The 16,690-nt window shown below is 63.6% G+C and carries 10 protein-coding genes; 6 read left to right on the top strand and 4 right to left on the bottom strand.

The annotated features are described in order from the left end of the window. Positions 1-341 precede the first annotated feature (341 nt). Positions 342-3,380, bottom strand: coding sequence for an FAD-binding and (Fe-S)-binding domain-containing protein (locus RR_RS12755; protein ID WP_011223956.1), 3,039 nt, complete (start codon positions 3,378-3,380; stop codon positions 342-344). 102 nt (positions 3,381-3,482) lie between these two features. Between RR_RS12755 and RR_RS12750 the strand changes: the two genes are divergently transcribed. Then, positions 3,483-3,863, top strand: coding sequence for a VOC family protein (locus tag RR_RS12750; protein WP_011223955.1), 381 nt, complete (start codon positions 3,483-3,485; stop codon positions 3,861-3,863). Positions 3,864-3,906: 43 nt separating this feature from the next. Here the strand turns inward: RR_RS12750 and aceB are convergent, their stop codons facing one another. After that, entirely contained in the window at positions 3,907-5,214 is a 1,308-nt protein-coding gene (gene aceB, locus RR_RS12745) for a malate synthase AceB (protein WP_011223954.1), read from the bottom strand. Positions 5,215-5,627: 413 nt separating this feature from the next. Between aceB and RR_RS12740 the strand changes: the two genes are divergently transcribed. Next, the gene (locus RR_RS12740) at positions 5,628-6,392 is read left to right on the top strand and encodes an IclR family transcriptional regulator (protein WP_004958206.1); all 765 of its coding nucleotides are present in this window, start codon (positions 5,628-5,630) and stop codon (positions 6,390-6,392) included. 485 nt (positions 6,393-6,877) lie between these two features. Here RR_RS12740 and RR_RS12735 read toward each other — a convergent pair whose 3' ends face one another. Beyond that, positions 6,878-7,213 carry a hypothetical protein gene (locus tag RR_RS12735; protein ID WP_049938950.1) on the bottom strand — a complete coding sequence of 112 codons (336 nt, stop codon included), beginning with the start codon at positions 7,211-7,213 and terminating at the stop codon, positions 6,878-6,880. Between the two features lie 97 nt (positions 7,214-7,310). Between RR_RS12735 and malA the strand changes: the two genes are divergently transcribed. The 4 genes from malA to RR_RS12715 all read left to right on the top strand — a co-directional run bounded on the left by malA (position 7,311) and on the right by RR_RS12715 (position 15,419). After that, positions 7,311-9,302: an alpha-amylase MalA gene (malA, locus tag RR_RS12730; protein ID WP_011223952.1), complete on the top strand. Its 1,992-nt coding sequence runs from the start codon at positions 7,311-7,313 to the stop codon at positions 9,300-9,302. Positions 9,303-9,429: 127 nt separating this feature from the next. After that, complete coding sequence (locus tag RR_RS12725) at positions 9,430-13,965, top strand: glycoside hydrolase family 15 protein (protein WP_049938949.1); 4,536 nt, start codon at positions 9,430-9,432, stop codon at positions 13,963-13,965. Between the two features lie 50 nt (positions 13,966-14,015). Next, positions 14,016-14,960 carry a sugar phosphate nucleotidyltransferase gene (locus RR_RS12720; protein ID WP_011223950.1) on the top strand — a complete coding sequence of 315 codons (945 nt, stop codon included), beginning with the start codon at positions 14,016-14,018 and terminating at the stop codon, positions 14,958-14,960. Between the two features lie 129 nt (positions 14,961-15,089). Next, the gene (locus RR_RS12715; protein ID WP_011223949.1) at positions 15,090-15,419 is read left to right on the top strand and encodes a DUF7510 family protein; all 330 of its coding nucleotides are present in this window, start codon (positions 15,090-15,092) and stop codon (positions 15,417-15,419) included. A gap of 14 nt (positions 15,420-15,433) precedes the next feature. Here the strand turns inward: RR_RS12715 and RR_RS12710 are convergent, their stop codons facing one another. Then, complete coding sequence (locus RR_RS12710; RefSeq protein ID WP_049938948.1) at positions 15,434-16,489, bottom strand: glycosyltransferase family 4 protein; 1,056 nt, start codon at positions 16,487-16,489, stop codon at positions 15,434-15,436. Positions 16,490-16,690: the final 201 nt, after the last annotated feature.

Below are 16,690 nucleotides of genomic sequence, written 5' to 3'. Positions count from 1 at the left end.
ATCTCAGTAAAAGCTGTCTTCTGAATACATTAGCGAGCGTTAAGATGCTAAAGCTCAAAATAAGATTTCAAATCCCGAGAAAAGAGATGTATATCCTATTGGTGTAAGCCTGGCAGTAGATACCCAGTCTGAAAACACGGTCGTCTCCAGCCGGCAGCCGGCGATATCATCGGAGTCCGCCCGCGACAGCGCAAGCAGTGCATCCGGTGTTTAGCTTATCGCTGCCGTTGTGCTCCAGCCGGCTTCCGGCAGGGAACGAACGTCCAGATTCCGCGTCCAGCCATCGCGATGTCCACCCCTGTTGCCGAGAGCGCTCAGCGAGTTCTCGCGTTGCCGCGAGATTATGATGTCGTCGTCTCCGGCACGCGCTCGGCGACGACTTCGATAGGATGGGGCGGAATCTCGTCGACGCCGTCGCGGTCACCCAGCTGCGAGCGGCAGGAGCCGCCCGGAGCAACGACACGGTCGCCATCGCTTTCTTCGACCTTGTCGAACAGCAGCCGCCCGATCGTTTTCGAGAGGTCGTAGTGCTCGTCGTGGTAGCCGAAGCTTCCGGCCATGCCACAGCACGTCGAGTCCAGCGGGTCAACCTCGTAGCCGACGCGGCGCATGACGCCGACGGCGTGGTGGTCCTTGTTGGTCCCCTTCTGGTTACAGTGGCCGTGGTAGCTGACCGCGCCGGCAGCTCCCAGTGAGCGGTCCTCGACCGGCAGCGCGTCGTCGAGTCGGAACGTGTCGAGGTATTCCAGTACGCCGTAGGCGCTGTCGGCCACCTGCGACACTGCCGACCCGTCGAGTAAGTCCAGATATTCGTCCTGGAACATCACGGCGTCGGAGGGCTCGACGAAGACGATGTCCCACCCCTCTGTGACGCGGTCCGCCAGCCGGTCCGTGTTCGTCTCGGCTCGGTCGCGGGCCACGTCCAGCATTCCGGTGGAGTACGCCGCTCGTCCGGACGGCGCGGTGTTGTCCGGAATGGTGACGTGGACGCCTGCGGCTTCCAGCGTTTCGACGGCGGCCTTGCCGGCCGTCGGGTACGAGTAGTTCGTGTACGTATCGGGGAACAGCAGGACTTTGCGGTCGGCTTCGGCCCGCGAGACAGTCGAGCCACCGCGTGCATCGAACCAGTCTTGGAGTGTCTCCCGGCTGAAGGTGGGGAGTTCGCGCTCCGGCGCGATGCCGAACAGTTTCTGCATAACGGCCCGCGCGCCCGGAATGTCTGTCGCCCAGTTCGAAATCGGTGCCAGCGCCGACCCGAGCTTCGAGGCAGTGTCGATGTTAGCAAACAGGCGTTCCCGGAGGCTGGCCCCCTCCGCTTCGTGGTGCTGGTGTTTCAGCTCGGTCTTGAGTTTCGCCATATCGACGCCGGTCGGGCAGTCGCTCTTGCAGCCCTTGCAGCCGACACAGAGGTCGAGCACTTCCTCCTGGAAGCGGTCGGAGTGAATCTCGTCTTCGTCTAGGTCGCCACTAATAGCCGACCGGAGGAGGTTCGCGCGGCCCCGCGTCGTCTGGACCTCCTCCTCCGAGGCGCGGTATGTCGGACACATCACGTCTCCGTCGGTCTGGCGGCAGGTCCCACAGCCGTTACACAGTTCGACGAGCTCCGAGAAGCCGCCTTCGTCCTCGAAGTCCAGCGTCGTCTGTGGCTCCAGAGACTGGTAGTCGGGCCCGTACCGGAGGTTCTCGCGCATGTCCGCACCGACCCCTCGGTCGGCATCAGGGCCGATATCCGCCGGCCCGTCGCGGTAGACGACGTTGCCCGGGTGCATCCACCACTGCGGATCGAAGGCCGTCTTGACCTGTTTGAACGCATCCCAGAGCGTCTCGCCGTACATCTTGGGCGTGAACTCCGTTCGGGCCATCCCGTCGCCGTGCTCACCGGAGAACGACCCATTGTGTTCGAGCACGAGGTCGGTCACGTCGTCGGTGATGGAGTGCATGTCTTCGATACCGGATTCCTCCTTCAGGTTGAGAATCGGGCGGATGTGGAGTGTTCCGGAGCCGGCGTGGGCGAAGTACGCGGCCGAGGTGTCGTGGTCGGCCAGCACCTCCTCGAACTTCTCGACGTACTCGGCCAGTTCGGCGGGCGGGACCGTCGCGTCCTCGATGAACGGGTACGGTTTGGGGTCGCCGTCCATGGACATCAGGAGCGGAATCGCGGCTTTGCGGAGCTTCCAGAGGTCAGCCTGGTCGGCGTCGGTGTAGGCTTCCACCACGTCAAAGGCCGCTCCGTTATCGAGGAACCGTTCGTTGGTCCGCGCGATGGCCGCCTCGAAGTCATCGTGCAATTCCGAGTCGTATTCGAGCATCAACGCCGCGGCCGCTCGGTCCGGAATCGGGTCGACGTACTCGGCGTAGCCGTCGGAGCCGGCTGCGAGCCTGAACATCTCGTCGTCCATCAACTCGACCGCGCTGACATCGTAGTCAAGCGCGACCGGGACAGCCCGCATCGCATCGGGAAGCGTGTCAAAGCAGTACAGCGCCAGCGCGGTCTCCTCGGGGACGGTCACCAGCGAAAGTTCGGCTTCGACAATGACCCCGAGGGTCCCCTCGCTCCCGACAAACAGCTTCGCGAGGTTCAGCACGCGCTCGCCGTCGTCGTTTTCGTAGATAACGCGGTCGAGGTTGTAGCCAGACACCCGGCGCTTGAGGTCAGGGTAGCGGTCCTCGATTTCGTTGGCGTTCTCCTCGACGACTTCGCGGACCGTCTGATAGATGTCGGCCTCGCGGTCGTCCTTGCTCACGATATCGTCCCACTCCGGTGAGTCGATAACGACCTCCCGGGCGTGGATGAGCGAGCCGTCAGAGAGGACAGCTTTCACTGCATCGGTGTAGGCATCGGTGATGCCGTACCTGACGGAGTGTGCGCCGGTAGAGTTGTTTCCGATGCCGCCGCCCACCGAGGCGCGGTTCGACGACGCCGGGTCCGGCGCGAACTTGAGACCGTAGTTGGCCAGCGTGTCGTCTAAGTCGTCCTGCACCACACCGGGCTGGATGTGCGCCGTCTGCTCGTCCGGCCGAATATCGAGGATATCGTCCATGTGCCGGGACATGTCCAGAACGACACAGCCCGGGCCGACGGTCTGCCCGGCGAGCGACGACCCGGTCCCGCGGGGCAGTATCGGAACGCCGTGGCTCGTCGCAACCTCGACAGCCGCCCGCACGTCGTCGATATCCGTCGGATACACGACCCCTGCCGGTTCGGCACGGTAGATGCTCCCGTCCGTTGCGTACAGAATCCGGGCGTATTCGTCGAACTCAACCCCACCTGTGACGCGTGCACGGAGCGCTTCCGCTAGATCCCGATACGCGTCGACATCCGGTCGATTCAGGTCCAGTTCCTGTGCTGACCAGATGTCCTCGACATTTTCGATCGCCATACGAGCATTCAGGAGTAATAATCATTAAAGTCTGTGGCATGCGGTCACAATTCGCTTTACGTAGCCCGCCAGCTATTTGACGCAGGGCACTGGAAGCGATGTATGGGCAATGCAAGCATCCTTCATATGTGCCTGAACGTGGCCGACGCCACAGCATCGATCGCGTTCTACGAGCAGTTCGGCTTCGAGGAGTCCTGGCAGTTCACCACGCCCGACGGCGAGACGACGAACTACTACGTGGCCGACGACAGCGGCGTCGAACTGCAACTGGCAGAAACGGACGGGGAGACGAGCTTCGAGATGGGGTCCGGCTGGGACCATCTCGCTCTCGGCGTGGACGACGTCGACGCAACGGTCGACCGCATCGACCACCACGGCGTCGTCAAAGAGCCCGGCCCACAGCCGGAGGCCGGCGCGTACACGGCCTTCGTCGCGGACCCCGACGGTCACCACGTCGAACTCATCGAACCGCTGGAAGACTGAATCGCGCCCACGGCGTTTCGAGTGACGAAACGGTACGTATCCGTCAGTTCCCGACGGCCGTGGCGCGTTCGACGATGTCAGCGCCGTACATCTCCGCCAGTTCCTCGTGCTGGTCCGGCCGGTGCTCGTACACGTCCTGGAACAGCGTAATTGGCGTCTGGGCGGCCTGATAGGTCGCTTCGTCCCACATCCGGTCCTTGCTGATGTCGACTTCGACGCCGTTGATGACCAGCGTGGCGGCCTGAGTCATCGCGATGGCTCCCTTGCCGGCCTCCTTCGCGGCCTCGAATTCCTCCATCGAGTCGACGATGTCGGTCATGCTGGGGATGTACGCGGTGCGGTCGAGCAGTTCCTCGGTGAGTTCGTCCTCGTCCAGTTCCAGCCGGTCACCGCCCGCCTGCAGAACATAGCCGCCGTCGCTGACCTCCTCAAGCGAGAGGTCGTCGCCGTCGTACACCTGCTTGCCGTCCTGTGCCTCGAGTTCGACCTCCTGACCGCCGGCTTCGAGGAGCCAGCTCCCAGTCTTCGGCGGGAGCGGAGCAGTGTTCGCCTCCACGACTTGCCCCGGCGTCAGCGACCAGATGCCAGTCATCCCCTTCGCGCGGTTGTCCTTCATCCGCTCGCGGTACCCCTCGACGTCGCGGATATCGTCGTAGGGGCCGTCGACGGCGATAAGGCCGGCGGCGCTGGCACCGCGGGAGGTGTTGTGGCGCAGTTCCGGCCACGGCGGGAGTTCGCCGGTAGGCGTCATCGCGCGCATATCCTTCGTGTAGTCGACCTCGCCGTCGACGAGCAGGAACATACGTTCGAGGTTGTTCGAGGGCTTGCCCATCTCCTCGCGCAGGTCGCCCATCGCCAGTTCGGCCTCGCCGCTCTCGACGATGACCGACATGGAGAGGCTACCCTCTTCGAGCCCGTGCTCGTGCTCGATGATGGTGAAGAACTCGTCGGCCTTCTTCCAGTCGTCGATGTCGCCGACTTCCGGAATGACGAAGCCGTCGATGTGTTCGACCGCGCCGTTCTCAGGGTCCGTGATCTCCAGCATCTGCTGGAAGCCTTTGTAGCGGGTCGCCGGGGACTCGCGGTGCCAGACGACGCGCGGGTGGATCTCACCGGGGAACTCAGCGCCCTGGTTGGCGACGACGTCGATGATGTTCTCGACACCCTCGGCGCGCATATTCGGTGCCGTCGCGTCCTCGTTATCCGGGACCCAGACATCCGGGGCCTGCAGGCCGCGGAGCTGGCCGGCGCTTCGCAGCATCTTCGCGGAATCCTCCTCACCGTCCACCGCTGTCGGCGAGGTAAAGAACGTTCTGACGAACTCGCGGTCGTAGTGTCGCGTCACACTCATAACTCATCTCAAAAAACCCAACGGAGCCGCTTAAATCTACCGTCCACCATCGACCGAATCATCAACGAGAGCGGTCGCTCCACCGTCTCTCAGTAGATTCGAAAATACGAAATACATATTCTATGTTACCTTTCATTACTTCTCCGTTCGGACGACACAACGGTCAACGGCGTACACTGGTCTCTCGGTATCTCGTGGCCGTCCGGTCGCCACATTAGGGAGCCCCCGGCGACTTCAACCGGTGGTTTCGCGCCAGTGACCCGATTTTCCGTTTCGTCTTTTCGAATACCTGTGCCGGTCGAAAAGCTCGATGACGCACACTTTGCCGTACGTGTCGCCCCGGAAGCTACCGCAGAGCGGTTGTCACAGTCGATACGGCAATTTTATTCGAGCGGCGGCAGAACTAATGACTAATGACACGGGCAAAAACGGACTCGGTCCGGGCGACGCAGACTTCGCTGGCGGTACTCTCGGGTATCAAAGACCTCGGTGGGAGTGCGACGCTGGTCGAACTCGCTGACTCGCTGGAGCCGGCCAAGAGCACGATATATAAACACCTGGTGACGCTGGAAGACGAAGGACTTGTCGTCGAACGGGACGGCGAGTACCGAATCGGGCTCCGGTGGCTGGAGTTCGGCGGCATGGCACAGCGCTATGACGGAATCTACGAAGTCGCAAAGCCCGAGGTCAGACGGATGGCCGTCGAGACCGGCGAACTGGCGAACCTGATGATCGAAGAGCAGGGCTACGGCATCTACATCCACACGACCAGCGGCGACCAGGCAGTCGCGCTCGATACGCGCCTCGGGAAGCGCATCCACCTCCATAAGACCGCCATCGGCAAAGCGCTCCTGTCGAGTTTCGATGACGAGCGGGTCGCAGAAATCATCGAAACTCGCGGGCTGCCGGCCGAGACGGACAACACTATCACAGACCGCGAGACGCTGTTCGCGGAACTGGAGACGATCCGAGAACGCGGCGTCGCCGACGACACCGAGGAGCGGGTTGACGGCACCGGGTGTGTCGGGGTTCCTATCGATACCGGTGACCGCCGCGAGGCCGCCATCAGCATCACCGCGCCCATCAACCGGTTGCAATCGCCGGGCCGCAAGGCACAACTCATCGACACGGTACAACAGGCTGCTAACGTCATTGAGGTCAATCTGGCCCACGAGTAACCACTCTGTCTATCGTCAGGTCAACCGAGTTCCGTTGCCGACACCTGGCCGATACCGGTCGAATCTAATACTCGTACAGCTGTTATTCAACAGCCGAGTCCCCGTCCCGTGGTGGACAGGTCGGACTGCATCAGAGAAGGACACTCCGCTCCAGATATATCCATACAACCTCAGATTCTGACTATTGTAGCCCTGAATAGTGTCTTACAGCCTATTTTGTGGAGAGAAATTTACCAGATAAGACCAGATAGCTAAAAATAGACTTTTATAGGTGTAATATGGGTACAGAAATAGACTCAGACTGTAAATTGGCTATAAAACTCGAGTAAAGATTTTGAGCGCTGAAATGAGATGCATATCTGCCAGATATATCTATCTATCAACACGCATCGGTGTCATTTGTCGCTACCCAGAGTCCTAAACAGAGTTGCTGGAAGACCACCGGCTGGTGTTGTGACTGGACTGTCCTTGTGAGGAGCGAACGATTATGGGTACCACAGACTCACGGCGAGGATACCGAAGTACGTTGTGAGCCCCCAGCACGCCGCAGCGACGACGATTGGTCCCAGAAGGACTGCGAACCCGCCAGCAACACCCAGAAGCGCGACAGCCGAAGCCGTCCGCACGCCGCGGCGCTCCCACAGCGACGCCACAGGTGTGTCGAGCACAAACAGCGCTTCGACACCTAGTGCGCCGATTACCCCGACAGCGACGGCGGATTCGGCCCAGAGCATGTCGAGTGCGCCGGCCCGGCGCAGATACGCGACGAGCACCAGTCCACAGAGCAGCGCAAACCCGGCATCGCGTCGGTAGTCGGGCACAAAGGTGGTACACGCCGTAGTCAGAAAGCGGTGCTGCCGGCGGCGGGACGCTCGCGGCTACCCCAAGTACAAAGACACTGTCAATCGCAGTGAACCTATGCACCATCCTGGACCGCCGCGGTTCGTGGCGACGGGTGACGAGGTCGAACTCGCGCCCCGCGACCCGGACCCGTCGGCGACCTACACGTGGCGACTGACGCAGGCACCAAAGGAATCAACGGTATCGCTCGGCGACGACCCGGTCGAGCACCTCGTCCCCGACGCGCCGGGCAGATACGTCATCCGACTCACTGCACCCGACGGCGAACACGACCTCACCGTGCGCGCGTTTCCAGGGAGACTCCAGCCGAGTGGCACACACACGTCCGGCCGCTCTGGCGGTCATAGCGGCGTCTCCAGCGGTCGAAGTGGCTCAGGTCACAGCGGGAGCGGCGAGTACACCTCGGCAAGGGACAGCGGCGACGAAGACGGTGGCGGCGGGCAGCCCCGCCTGACGTTGCGACCGGAGATCGAGGGCGACGAAGCCGTCGTTCGAGCGGACTGCAGCCCCCACCCGGAGGGGACCGAGACGGCCGGCGACCTCACCGTCGAGTTCCTGCTGGATGACCGTGACGACATCGACGCCGACGCGGTGACCCGCGATGGAACGGCCCTCCGGATTCCGCTGGACGCGCTTCCGGACCGCGCTCGCATCCACGCCGTTGCCATCGGAGACCACGGCTACAGCGTGCCCGACGCCGTCGAGTTTAGCCGCGACGGGGGCGGCATCGAGACCGTGACGAGCGGCGACGGGGTCGCTGCCAGTCGACCGTACGACGCGCCGGCCTGGGCTGAGGACGCTGTCATCTACGAGATCTACGTCCGCACGTTCGCCGGCGAGAGCGACGCCTCGCCTTTCGACGCGATCATCGACCGGCTGGACTACCTCGACTCGCTCGGCGTCGACGCCATCTGGCTCACGCCGGTGTTACAGAACGACCACGCGCCCCACGGTTACAACATCACTGACTTCTTCGAAATCGCGTCGGATCTGGGCACCCGCGCGGATTACGAGCGGTTCATTGAGGCGGCCCACGACCGCGGGTTCAAGGTCCTGTTCGACCTTGTGTGTAACCACTCGGCGCGGACCCACCCCTACTTCGAGTCCGCCGTGGAAGGACCGGACGCCGACTACCGGGAGTGGTACGAGTGGCGAAGTGACACCGAACCGGAGACGTACTTCGAGTGGGAACACATCGCGAACTTCAATTTCGACCACCTGCCGGTCCGCCGACACCTGCTCGATGCGGTCGCCCAGTGGGCCGAACTGGTCGACGGGTTCCGCTGTGATATGGCCTGGGCCGTCCCGAACGGCTTCTGGCGTGAGATCCACGATTACTGCAAGGACCGCGACAGCGAGTTCTTGCTACTGGACGAGACCATCCCGTACATCCCCGACTTTCAGGCCGGGCTGTTTGACATGCACTTCGACTCGACGACCTACGCCGCGCTCCGGCAGGTCGGGGACGGCGGCGATGCTGAAGCCGTCCTCAGTGCCATCGAGGGGCGGGCGGAGATCGGCTTCCCGGAGCACGCGTCGTTCATGCTGTACGCGGAGAACCACGACGAGACGCGGTACATCGTCGACTACGGGCGGGACGCCGCCGAGGCCGCCGCGGGGGCGCTGTTCACGCTCCCGGGCGCGCCGTTGCTGTACGCCGGGCAGGAGTTCGGCCAGCGCGGCCGGCGCGACGACCTCGCGTGGGACCACGCTGACAAGGCGCTCCAGTCGTTCGTCAGCGACCTTTCGGCAACCAGACACGACCAGCCGGCGTTGTCGGCGGATGCGGACCTCGTCCGAATCCCGTACGAGGTCCGGGACGGCCCGTCCGACCGTGTCGTCGCGTACGCACGGGCGACTGACGAGGACGCGGCCGTCGTAGTACTCAACTTCGGCAGCGAGCCGACGACGGTCAGGCTCCCGGCCGGGACTGACGATACCGACCTCGTCTCCGGGGAGCACCGTGGGGCTGCTGGTGACGGAGGCGCGACCGTGACCGTCGATAGTGTGAGCGTGTTTCCGGCTGACGAGAGTGACCTGAGCCAGTAGTCCGCGCTGGTGGGTCCGTTCAGCAGTACCAGCTTCGCTCTTCGGCGATATGCAGCCACGCCCTTCGAAGTATCACTAATTTGTCCGAACCACAGGAGTTTATAGAGATTGGTCTGCTTTGATGTGTATGCGGCTTTCGACAGCGCTCAACGAATACAAACGGACTCGTCATGAGCGCTTTCCAGAGGAGCGCAGGACTGTTTCAGGCTCTTTCTCCGGGCACGGTGACCGACTCGTACACGTCGGCGAAGACGGCACGCTGAAGGACTACTCCGATTCGCTCTCCGGGCTTTCCGGTATCGACCGCTCCCGACTCGGGGTTATGCTTGGGGACGAAACACGGTGGTTCAGTGACCTGGAGACGATCAGACAGCACTACTACCGCGAGACGCGGCTCGTCGAGACCGAATACGACGCAGGGTCGTTCACGGTCCACCAGTACGACCTGACGCTGGGGCGGGCACACGTCACACACGTCGCGATGCGCGGGGCTGTGCCTCAGAACGCCAAACTCGTAGCGTTCGTCACACTGGCCCCCGACAGTAGCGACAGCGGCGTCGGCTCGCTGATTCACGAGGACGCCGGACCCGACAACTCGCGGGTGCTTGAAGTGTACCACCGGCGAGAACACGATTACCTCGCCTCGTCGACCGGGCTGGACGCCGTCGCCGGACAGCGACCGGAACGCCTCGCCGAGATACTCGAGGACAGCCCGATCGAGTTCCCGCGGTCGGAGCCGGTCGAGCGACGCGACCAGACCCGACTCACCGGCGACTTCCTCGTGACTGCGCCGCTTGACCGGTCCGGGCGCAGCAAGGACACGACGCTCGTCAGTCAGCTCTCGAACCACGACGAGGTCGACCGGGAGACGGCACTGCTCGATCTCGCTGACTGCGTGACGGAGCATACGACGTCTGACGACCTTCGGCAGGCTGGACGGGAGCGAACGCGCATCGACGTGGCCGAATCCATGCCACGCTCGGACTTGATACGGATGGACCTGCGGGTGCTCGACTTGCTGTCCTCGCCGACCGGCGGCCGCATCGCTGCCCCGGAGTTCGACCCGTTCTACTCGAACTCCGGCGGCTACGGGTACGTCTGGTTCCGCGATGACGCCTCGGTCTCCCGGCATCTGCTCGAAGCCGGCGACCGACTTGATATCGATACCGTAGAGATGTTGACCGAGAGCGCCGCGTTCCTCTGTGACAGCCAGCTTTCCGACGGGCGGTGGCCCCACCGCGTCTGGGCCGACACCGGGGCTATCGCGCCGGGCTGGGCCAACGCCAGAGTCGAGCACAACGCCGAATCGCCGGAGTATCAGGCCGACCAGACTGCGACCGTCACCGCCTTCCTCGCGACACTGTTGCGAACACACCGCAGCAAGATGGACGCCGAACTGACGGCGATGGTTCGGGAAACTATCCAGACAGCCGTCGATACGCTCATCGAAGACATCGCGGCCAACGACCTGCCCGAGCCGTGTCAGAACGTCTGGGAGGACTCAATTGGACAGTTCACGCACACTACTGCGACGTTCATCGAGGCCTTCGCTGCGGTGGGCCGTGCCCCGATGCCCGAATCGGTCTGTGAGCAGAGTCTGGCGGCAGCCGACCGGTTGCTAGACGGGCTGGATACGCTCTGGGACAGTGATCTGGGCGTGTATGTGATGGGGCTGACAAACGGAACGCCGGACCACCGCATCGACGCTGCAGGGCTCCACCTCGCGGACGCGCTCCAGGAGTACGACAGCGTCGAGCGGACGGCGCTCTCTGACCAGCACCTCACACGTCTGGCCGACCATGTGAGCACGACGCTCGACACGCTCTTCCGGAACCCCACCGAGAGCCGGGTCGCGGGACTGGCCCGCTACGAGGGTGACCGCTGGCGGACCGGCCATCAGGACAGCGAGAAGGTCTGGACCGTCACGACGGCGATGGGAGCACTCGCCGCCGCTCGCGTCGGCGATATGCTGAACGACCGCGACGAGCGCGGCGACGCCTACCTCGACCGTGCGAGCGACCTGTACGAGCTGCTCGAGGAGGACGGACCGCTCACGACCGACGCCGGCTACCTCGCCGAACAGGCCTTCGACGACGGCGCTCTCGACAGCGCGACGCCGCTTGGCTGGTCCCACGCGCTGCGGCTCCACGCGACGGCCCGGCTGGGTGAGCTAAACGCGCTCCCGACGACGTCTGCCGGAACCGAGGGGCCGAGCGAGCGTCCGACGTGGACGACCGGAGAGAAGTACGGCATCGGCACCGTCGCCGACCACGACGAGCAGGACCCCTCGCGCGTCTGGTTCACGCTCACCGAGGGCGCGCTGACGGAGGCCCGCTATCCGCAAGTCGACATGATGAATCTGCGGACGCTGGATTTCCTGGTCCGGTGTACGGACGAGACGGATTATGCCGTCCGGACCCACCGCGAGAACCGACGGACCGACGACAGTGTCAGGCGACGTGTCGAGCCGGTCGACGACGAGGCGCTGCTCTACCGCCACGTTTTCACCGAGACCGGCGACGGCCAGGGTCACGAGTGGACGCTCACCGTCGACTACGCGACTGACCCCGAACACGACGCCATCGTCGCCGATGTGTCGTTCAGCTCAGCGGACGACAAATCCTACGACGTGTTCTCCGTCGCCGACATCGCGCTCACCAGCACGATTACCGAGGACCGCGCTATCAGATACGGCCAGCCCGGGAGCTACCACCTCGTCGGTCGGAACCCCCGCGCCTACACCGACCAGACCGACAACGACCTGCTCGTCGACGAGAACGGCGACGCCTACTCTATCGCCGTGGCGATGGCCGCGGCCGGGCGCTTCGACTGGGCCACCGTTGGCGCGGCCGGTAGCGACCGCCTCGATGGGCTGTACTCCGACGGCGACCTCCCGGACCCGGTCGAATCCATCGACGGGACGAACCTCGTCCTCATCGGTCGGCTGGATTCGGGAACCAGAGTCAGGGACACGGTCGCGCTCGGCTTCGCGCGACAGGCTGACACCGCCGCCGCGCTGGGCGAAGCCGACGGTGCGCTTGACCGCGGCTACGAGACGGTCAGTGCCGAGTACGCTGACAGCTGGGGCGACTTCCTTTCGGACAAGCAGCTCCCGGACTCGGTTGCTGACGACGAAGCGCTGGCGAACCAGTACAGAACAGCGCTGATGACACTTCTAGCTGTGGAGGACAAGACCTACCACGGGGCGTCTATTGCCTCGCCGTCCGTGCCGTGGGGCGAAGCCGTCCACGCCGAGGAGCCAAAGGGCTACGGCTACAACTTCGTCTGGTCGCGTGACCTGTATCAGGTGTTTAGCGTGTTCGACGCCATCGGGTCGCTGGACATCGCAACGGACCAACTGGAGTACATCTACGAGTACCAGCAGGACGACGCCGGCTTCATCCCGCAGAACACCTACGTCAACGGGACGACCCGCTGGGGCGGCGAGCAGATGGACAACATCTCGTTCCCGCAGGTGATGGCCTATCGCCTCGCCGAGAGCGGCGTCGACTTCGAGGATGTCGAGTACAGCTACGAGAACGTCCGGCGGTCGGCCGAGTACGTCGTCCGCCACGGTCCCGAGACCGCACAGGAGCGCTGGGAAGAGGAGGCCGGCTTCTCGCCGTCCTCGATTGCGGCCGAAATCGCGGGGCTCGCGTGTGCGGCGAAGCTCGCACTCGACACCGGCCACGAGGCCGACGCGCTTGTCTGGCTGTCGCTGGCCGACCAGTGGGCGAACAACGTCGAGGCCTGGACCGCGACCGAGACCGGGACCGAGCGCCACACCAACACGCCCTACTACGCGCGGGTCACGCTCGATGGGAACCCCGAGATGGGGCACCTCCGGACACTCGCCAACGACGGCCCGACGCTTGACGAACGCAACATCATCGACGGCGGCTTCCTCGAACTTGTCCGGCTGGGCATCAAGCCCGACGACGACGAAACTATCCGGAACTCGCTCGTCGAAGTCGACGACACGATCAGCGTCGACACGGAGTACGCACCCGGGTTCTACCGGTACAACGGCGACGGCTACGGCGAACGCGGCCGGGACGACCAGGGCGCGCCGTGGACGGTCGAACACAAAGGGAAGGGCCGCCTCTGGCCGCTGCTCACCGGCGAGCGCGCCGAGTACGAACTCCACCGTGACGACCCGGACATCCCGCCGGAGAACGCCCTCCAGATGATGCAGGACGTGGCGAACTCGGGACGGATGATCGCCGAACAGATCTGGGACCGGGGCCACGCGACCGAGTACGACTGGGAGTTCGCCGAAGGAACCGGCTCGGCGACGCCGCTGGCGTGGTCGATGGCCCAGTACGTGCGGCTGGCTCACGGAATCAGCGCCGGCGAGCCAGTCGAAACGCCCGCGTTCGTCGACGACCGCTACCGGGAGCGGCGGGCCCACACGCCCGACCGCAGCCCCGCGCTCCGCGTCGACACGCAGTTCCGCGGGAACGAACTGGTCGTCTCCGGCGAGACGACCGGTGTCTGTGTCGTTGTCAAGACGCCTGCCGACATCACGTACATCCCCGTCGATGACCGTGAATTCGAAGTCGCCGTCGACGTCGACCCCGGTGAGAATCAGGTAATCGTTGCCGCCGCGGACGACGAAGATCTCGTCACTGCCGGGACAACTGTCTGGCAGCTCAACCTCTAGAGCCGCCGACAATTAGTTACCACTTTATAATTCGGGTCTGACTGTGGGATATGGACGCGATAGTTCTAGCTGGCGGCTACGCGACACGGCTGTGGCCTATCACTCGGCGTCGGCCAAAGATGCTCCTCCCGGTCGGCGAAACGACCGTCATCGACGGCGTTCTCCAGTCACTGGAAGACGACGACCGGATCGGGACGACGTACCTCAGCACGAACGAGGCCTTCGCCGACGAGTTTGAGGCCCACATCGACGAGATGGGCTATGAAAAAGTCCAACTCTCCGTCGAGAGTACGGCTGACGAAGACGAGAAGTTCGGCGTCGTCGGCGCGCTCGCGCAACTGATCGACCGCGAGGGCATCGACGACGACCTGTTTGTCATCGGCGGCGACAACCTCATCGGCTTCGACCCCTCGGAGTTTCTGGATTTCTTCGAGGAGCGCGACGGGCCGGCACTCGCCGCCTACGACGTGGGCTCACGGGAGAAAGCCAAGTCCTACGGGCTCGTCGAACTCGACGGCGAGCGCGTCGTCGACTTCCAGGAGAAGCCCGACAACCCCAAGAGCACGCTCGTCTCGATTGCCTGTTACGCCTTCCCGGCCGACTCGCTCCGCTTTGAGGAGTACCTCTCGGGCGACAACAACCCCGACGAACCGGGCTGGTACATCGACTGGCTGCAACAGCAGGAGCCGGTGTCCGCGTTCACGTTCGACGACGTCTGGTTCGACATCGGAACGCCCGACTCGTATTTCGAAACGGTCGAGTGGAAACTCGACGGCGGGTCGCTCATCCACCCCGACGCGACCGTCGAGAACTCCGAGATCGGTGACACCGTCCATGTGATGGCTGGGGCGGAAGTGACCGACAGCAGCCTCGACCGGTCCATCGTCTTCCCGGACGCCGAGGTCCACGACTGTGATATCGACGAAACGATTCTCGGCGAGAACGTCCACGTCGAGGGGTACAACATGTCCGGGTCGCTCATCATCAACCGCTGATGGCTCGCGGCGATGGGGCCACCGTTCGAGTGCAGGACGCGACACGATTCGCCGCCAGCCACCACACCGCTGGCGAAGGACTAAGTGACACAGCGCCGTTTACTCGCCGTACGCAAGCTACTTGACAACATGGCACAACCAGAAACGGAGCCAGTCACGTTCGAGATGACAATCGACGACGGCCGGACCAGAATCGATGTTTCGGGCGACCGCGACACGGCCGTCGTGGTCCGCTCGAAATCGGGCGAGAAAATATACCTGCCACCGGAGGATTTCGACCGCCCGCCGGAAGACAGACAGACACCGTACGACAGCCCCTACCAGTCGGCTGACGGGACCGCTGACAGCCCCTATCGGACGCAAACGGATACGACGTCCGTGACAGGGCTGGAGCCGACTGCCGACGGCTACCTAATCGTTCACCCGGAGCCGGTCACTGACGTTCGCTTCCTCCGGTAAGCGTTCGGTCGTCGTCAGGCTTCGTTCAGAACCTCGTGGTAGAACGCGACGTGCTCGTCAGCGACTTCGCCCCAGGTTCGAACGTCGTACTCGATCGGCGTCGACAGCGATAGCGCGTGCTCGATTCCCTCGGCGATGGAGTCCGAATCGGGCTCGACCTCAATGACACAGTCCTCGTTGAGGAGTTCCGCCGCCCCGCTCTCGCAGGCGACGACGCGCGTCCCGACCGACAGTGCTTCGACGATGGTGATGCCGAACGGTTCCGCAAGCGACGGCGAGACGAACAGGTCGGCGCTGTTGTAGTAGTCCCCAAGTTCCGACTGAGGGAGATACCCCGGGAAGTAGACCCGGTCCTCGACGCCCAGTAGCTCCGCGAACCGTTCGAGCTGTTCGGTGAGGTGGCCTGAGCCGCCGAGTACAAGGCTCACGTCGTCCTGACCGAGCTTCGAGAGCGCGTACAGCAGGTACGACAGCCCCTTCTGGTCGGTGTGTCGACCGACGAAAAACAGCATTTTCCCGTCGATACCGAGCTCCGCTTTGATATCCCGACCCGTCGGCTCCACCGACGAGAACCCGTTGTAGATGACCGTCGAGTCGGCGTCGTACTGCTCGCGAATCCGCCGCTGTGTGAACTTGCTCACCGCGACGACGTGGTCCGAGCGGTTGGCGACCCGCTGCTCTGTTTCGACCTCACGCTGTGGTGGCGTCACGTTGCGGTCCGCCGATAGCGAGTGGAAGGTCGAAATCCACTCCACATCGTGGGACGATTTGGCCCGCGAGCCGGGGTTGTAGCCGAACCAGTCGTTCGTGTGGATGATGTCGGCGTCGGCCGCTTTGTCGGCGAACTCCCCAGCTAGCCGGCCAATACGGGTGATGATGTCACCGCTGCCCGTCGAGACGCCGTGGATGCCGTCGCGGTCCGGCGGCGCGTACTCCGCGGGCAACACCAGTTCGAACTCGATGTCGTCTCTCGGTTCGAGCTGTTCGAACAGCTCCCCGATAGCGGTATCAAGCCCGCCGGTGATGTTGGGTGGGAACCCCCAGCCAAGCATCAGAACGTTCGGTGGCATCTCTGTAACTGACTCTCTCGTCATAGCATCAAATGGATACAATATATATGTTTGCGTACCCCCGCCGCCGCGTCCTGACACGGATACGACGGCGCTCACTGCTCACGGGTCGTTCCTCCCCGCTCGCTTTGCCGAGGGCCGCTCACTTCGTCCGCGCCCCTCGCCCAGAAAAACCCCGCCCATTGAAATGCCTGTCAGGGC

This window comes from Haloarcula marismortui ATCC 43049 (genome assembly GCF_000011085.1).
Taxonomy (GTDB): Archaea; Halobacteriota; Halobacteria; order Halobacteriales; family Haloarculaceae; genus Haloarcula; species Haloarcula marismortui.
Note: the sequence above shows the minus strand (reverse complement) of the source record. Positions and strands in the feature narration are given on the sequence as shown.